This is a genomic window from Donghicola sp. (assembly GCF_025210255.1).
GTDB classification, from domain to species: Bacteria; Pseudomonadota; Alphaproteobacteria; order Rhodobacterales; family Rhodobacteraceae; genus Donghicola; species Donghicola eburneus.
The window spans coordinates 1-5,178 of record NZ_JAOARZ010000005.1 but is presented as its reverse complement, the minus strand read 5'-3'; the positions used below and the strand labels follow the sequence as shown (position 1 = coordinate 5,178).

The following is a 5,178-nucleotide window of genomic DNA, read 5'->3' as shown; positions in this document are numbered from 1 at the left end:
GCCTGCCCCTGTGGGTGCGGTGAGATGGTTCGTGTCGGGGAGGATCGCACCGAACGGCTCGATGTCGTGCCAGCCCGGTTCAGGGTCTTGGTCACCGTGCGTCCCAAATACATGTGCCGGGCGTGCAAGGGCGCAACCCACGCGCAAGCCCCGGCGCCGGAATTCCTTGTGCCGCGCGGTCTTGGGACCAACCGGTTCGCCATCCATGCTGTCGTGTCCAAATTCTGCGATCACCTCCCCTTCTACCGACAAGCCGAGATCTGGCGCCGGGAGGGGATCGAGATTGATCGCACCATGCTGGCAAATTGGGCGGGGCGCGTCGCATTCCACCTCGCGCCGCTCATCGACGCTTTGATCGACGACCTGAAAGCGAGTGACCATCTCTTCGCAGACGAGACCACGGTTCCGGTCTTGGCCCCACGCACTGGAAAAACCCGAAAGGACTATCTCTGAGCCGTAGTGCGCGACCAACGGGGCTGGGGAGGAGGCGATCCGCCGATCGTGGTGTTCCAGCATTCCAGAAGCCGGAGCGCCAAAACTGCGCAAGAGATCTTCCGCGACTTCCAGGGGCGCCAGCTGACCGTTGATGGCTATGCCGGATACGATATCTTGAGTGATCCGAAGAAAACCAACGACCCTTGGGCGATGGCCTATTGCTGGACGCATTGGCGACGCCGGTTCGTCGAATATAGCCGCACGACACATTCCCCGATTTGTCTGGAAATGACCAATCGCATCGCGCAGCTTTATCGGATCGAGGCTGATATCCGCGGCAAAGCGCCGGGCGTTCGGCGCGCCGTCAGGCAACAGCTTTCCAAGCCCATCGTGGCTGCCCTGCGTCTTTGGCTGGAAGGGCAACTTGACCTGCTCTCTTCAAGCTCGGATCTGGCCCGCCATATGAGGTATGGCCTCAAACGATGGATGGGCCTGACCCGGTTCCTTGACGATGGCTGCACCGAGATGGGTACGAATGCAGTAGAGAACGCAATTCGTCCGATCCCTCTGACAAGGAAGAATGCACTCTTTGCGGGAAACGACGACGGGGCGGTCAAATGGGCACGCATGGCATCGCTGATGGGTACCTGCAAGCTGAACTTCATCAACCCGCAGGCCTATCTGGAACACGTGCTGGACAAGATATTGGACCGACATATGCAGGACGACATCAAAAGCCTGATGCCTTGGAACTTCACGCCTAACGGGTCAAAGTACTCATGAGCAAGATGAAAGATCTCGAGCGCAGCATCGAGGTGATTGCGGGGCAGATCACGGCTCAGCAGATGATCATAGAGGGCGTCATCGTCAAAGCCCTCCGCAAGAAAGCCATCGACGAAGCACAAATCATGGCGCTGCTGACCCAAGGCATGGACGTCTTCGAGAACAACAAGAACATGACCAAGAGCGAGACCTTCGTAAGCGGTGTCTGCACGCCACGGGATTTCAGCTTGTGGGTTTGAAGTTCCAGGGGAGCAATTCGTCGATGCGGCTTCTCGGGTGGCCAGCGGCGATAGCTTCGAGAGTTGCCTTGAGGTAGGCGAAGGGTTCGACATCGTTGACCTTTGCGGTCGCGATCAGGGAGGCGATGTGGCCCCAAACCCTGGCACCTTCGTCATGACCGGCAAAGAGCGCATTCTTCCTTGTCAGGGCGATGGGGCGAATGAGGTTCTCGACAGCGTTGGAGTCGATCTCGACGCGGCCATCGGACAGGAAAGTTTGTAGACCGTCCCACTGGCGGTGGATGTAGGTCAGCTTCTCACCTAGCCGCGACTTGGCCGAGATGCGCAGGCGTTGTGCTTGCAGCCATTCTCCGAAGGCCGCGACCAAGGGCGCAGTACGGGCTTGCCGCGCCGATAGGCGCTGGCCCGGTCCCATGCCGCGGATTTCCGCCTCGATCCGGTAGAACTCTGCGATCTGACGCAGGCCCTCGGCCGCGATTTGCGAACCGTCCTGGTCGAAGATTTCCTTGAGCTTGCGGCGCGCGTGCGCCCAACAATGGGCGACCTTGATCGGTGCGCCGCCCGTGCGGGAGGGGCGCGTCAGGCGGTCGTAGCCGGAATAGCCGTCCAGCTGCAGAGTGCCGTCAAAGCCCTGCAGGATTTGCTCTGCATTTTTCCCCGCGCGGTTTGGGGCATAGGTAAAGACCACGCCGGGCGGGTCCTCTCCGCCCCAGCCGCGATCGTCGCGCGCCAAAGCCCAGAGATAGCCGGTTTTGGTTTTGCCACGTCCCGGATCAAGGACCGGGGCGGTTGTTTCATCCATGAAGAGCTTGCCCGATGCCTTCAGATGCTCGGAAAGCCTGTCCACCACCGGCGCCAGATGGAAGGCAGCGGTCCCGACCCAATCGGCCAAGGTGCTACGCTGAATGTCGATCCCGGATCGGGCCAGGATTTGGCTTAGCCGATATAATGGCAAATGGTCCGAGAATTTGCAGACCAGCACGTGGGCGATGGCGCCTTCGGTGGGCAATCCGCCCTCGATCAGGTGGGCGGGCGCAGGGGCCTGGCTGACACCGTTGGTGCATGCACGGCAGGCATACTTGGGGCGCACCGTGACGATCACGCGCACTTGCGCAGGCACGATGTCCAGGCGTTCTGTGCGATCCTCGCCGATGCGGTGCATGGCCCCGCAGCCACAGGGGCAGTCCAGCGTTTCCGGTTCGATCACCTGTTCGATGCGCGGCAGATCAGCTGGCAGGTTGCCCCGATTGCGGCGGGCCGGTTTGCGCGCAGGAGTGCCCGCGGGCATGCTGGCGTCCTGCTGCGCTTCAACCTCGGCTACGGCGGTTTCCAAGTCCTCGAAAGCCAATTGCCGTTCGTCTTCGGTCAGCTTTTCCGATTTCTTGCCATGCACGAGCTGCTTCAGTTCGGCCACCAGATGCTCAAGCCGCTGGTTCGAGACCTTCAGGGCATCGCGTTCCTGCAGCACCGCAAGAACAGCGGCACGCTGGTCTTCGGGGATGGCGGAAAGGTCGAGGATCGGGGTGCTGGACATGCCCCAATACTACCCTGATCCGCCTGTAATTGCACGGTATTGTTGAGTTTATTTTACTCGGCGCGCTCCGGCCTGCGGGTCTCGAGCGCCCTGACTTTCCGCCAGTCGAGGCCCGCAAACAGCGCCTCGAATTGGGCGCGGTGCAGGGTCATCGCCCCGTCCCGGATCGCGGGCCAGGTGAACCCGTGATCCTCTAGCCGCTTGTACGCCATCACCAGTCCGCTGCCGTCCCAATAGAGGATCTTCATGCGGTCCGCGCGCTTGGCGCGAAAGACGAACACGGTGCCAGTGAACGGGTCCTCGGCCAAAGCCGACTGGACCAGCGCGGCCAACCCGTCATGCCCCTTGCGAAAGTCCACGGGCCTCGTCGCGATCAGGATGCGAACACCCTGAGATGGCATCAACACGGGCTGGCCCTCAGCGCCGAGATAATCTCGGCAATCCTACTGGCCCCGGTATCGAGAGGCAGCTCCAGACAAACATCCCCTGTCCGGATGCGCAGCATGTCCGAGACAGTTCCACCGTCCGGCTTTGCTTCCAGCCCTTCGGGATCGCAGACCACCAAGGGCGCAAAAACAGCCTCATCCTCGGCCCCCGATGGCAAAACCAGTGCCCCGTCTTTCGCAGCCCGACGCCACGCCGACAATTGGTTCGCAAGCACACCATAGCGTTCAGCCACAGCCTTGACCGTAGCGCCAGGCTCCAGCGTTTCCGCAACCAAATGCGCCTTTGCTTCTTCCGACCAAGTCCGATGCCCCGAAGGATGAAATTCCACGCCCAATGAAATGAGAAACGATTTTATCGCGCACATTGCGAAACGCACTCCCCGTTATCAAACAGGAATGATCTCGCATCGCTAACCCATCAGCTCAATGTGGGGCGCAGACAGCGCTTACAGACCTTCGGCGCGCTCGGCACTCTGACAAGCATTGCCGACACAATCAAACGCATGAAAGACGCGGAGCTCATCGGCTGAGCGACAACGACACCCCAAGTATCGTCAAGACACAACTCGAAGGGTGGTCAGTCGGCGCTTACCTTCAAAGCTTTCTTCGACAATCCGGAGCTTGTCTTCATCAGACCAATGCCGCCGCCGCGGCGTGTCCTCCGGGGATAAAATCTCGACGTTGGGAAAGTTGCTTAAACATGACATAAGCCATGCCTTAAGCCTAATTTCTCAATCCGCTAAGACGGCCCTCGCCGAAGGCGTACCCTGGTTCGGCGTTCCGCGGCGAACCGTTTAGTATCGGCCGACAAAGTCGGCGCCAAAAGTTGATCCGCGCTTCGCAGAACCAATCAAAGCCATGATCGAGGAAGAGCCTTCCTTCGGCTATCGAACCGTGGCTTGGCTGTTGGGGTTCAACAAGAACTGGACTGCGCCCCTGGAACTGGACAATCTAAGCAGCTGAATGTGTCCAGAGCGGTGCGTGCTGTTTTTCATAGTCGTTGGGACTTCTGTAACCCAATGCCGAATGTAACCTGGTTTCGTTGTAAACGGTTTCAATAAAACCGGGTAGATCGGAGACCACGTCTTCAAAGCTTTGGTAATCTGCCATGTATACCGCTTCAACCTTGAGTGTTTTCATCACGCTTTCGGCGTAAGGATTGTCATAGGGATTGCCGCGTCGGCTCATCGAACCAAAGAAGCCATGTGTTTTCAGTACTCTCCGGTGTGACGCGGCAGCATATTGCACGCCGCGATCCGAATGGAACACGCACCCAGGCAGTGGACGTCGATGTCTTAGTGCAGACTTGAGAGCTGCACTTGTGAGGCGAACATCAATCCTCTTGCTGAGAGCATATCCAACGATCTTGCGAGACCAGACATCCAGAACGACCGCGAGATAACAGAAACCAGTCTCCAGACCAATGTATGTGATGTCGCCAACCCAAAGCTGGTTCGGACCGTAGACCTCGAAGCCCTTGGCAACATTCGGATAAATTGGACTATCATGGTTGCTGTTGGTGGTGATCATATATCGCCGCTTTCTTATCGGGTTCAGACCTTTCTCCCGCATAATCCGTCGAACTTTCTTTCAGTTCACGGTAAGCGCCGCGCCATCACCCTCGTAGATGTTGTTTTCAGTTTCTTCGAGAAGGAGCCGTCCAGATAAGGAGGGTTCTTATGGATGATACGGTACAAAATTACGTAACTTGTCACAGTGCCGAAGCAGGATACGGCGGTCG

The 5,178-nt window shown here is 58.6% G+C and carries 4 protein-coding genes and 2 pseudogenes; 2 read left to right on the top strand and 4 right to left on the bottom strand.

Translation table 11 applies throughout. The features are described 5' to 3' along the window. Together N4A58_RS00325 and N4A58_RS00320 are read left to right on the top strand one after the other, a co-directional pair. Window positions 1-1,218: pseudogene (locus N4A58_RS00325) on the top strand (IS66 family transposase); the annotation flags it as partial. After that, complete coding sequence (locus N4A58_RS00320; RefSeq protein ID WP_293706914.1) at window positions 1,215-1,457, top strand: hypothetical protein; 243 nt, start codon at window positions 1,215-1,217, stop codon at window positions 1,455-1,457. The pseudogene N4A58_RS00325 and the gene N4A58_RS00320, both read left to right, overlap by 4 nt. Here the strand turns inward: N4A58_RS00320 and N4A58_RS00315 are convergent. From N4A58_RS00315 to N4A58_RS00300, 4 genes and pseudogenes are all read right to left on the bottom strand, one after another. Continuing rightward, window positions 1,441-2,976 (bottom strand): IS66 family transposase, encoded by a 1,536-nt coding sequence (locus N4A58_RS00315; RefSeq protein ID WP_293706917.1) that lies wholly within the window; start codon window positions 2,974-2,976, stop codon window positions 1,441-1,443. The genes N4A58_RS00320 and N4A58_RS00315 overlap by 17 nt on opposite strands. A gap of 68 nt (window positions 2,977-3,044) precedes the next feature. Continuing rightward, on the bottom strand, window positions 3,045-3,392 hold the full coding sequence (gene tnpB / locus N4A58_RS00310) for an IS66 family insertion sequence element accessory protein TnpB (RefSeq protein ID WP_293706915.1): 348 nt from the start codon (window positions 3,390-3,392) through the stop codon (window positions 3,045-3,047). Continuing rightward, on the bottom strand, window positions 3,392-3,802 hold the full coding sequence (locus N4A58_RS00305) for a transposase (protein WP_293706913.1): 411 nt from the start codon (window positions 3,800-3,802) through the stop codon (window positions 3,392-3,394). Before N4A58_RS00305 ends, tnpB begins: the two co-directional genes overlap by 1 nt. A gap of 586 nt (window positions 3,803-4,388) precedes the next feature. Further along, window positions 4,389-5,015, bottom strand: a pseudogene (locus N4A58_RS00300) (IS3 family transposase); the annotation flags it as partial. Window positions 5,016-5,178 lie beyond the last annotated feature (163 nt).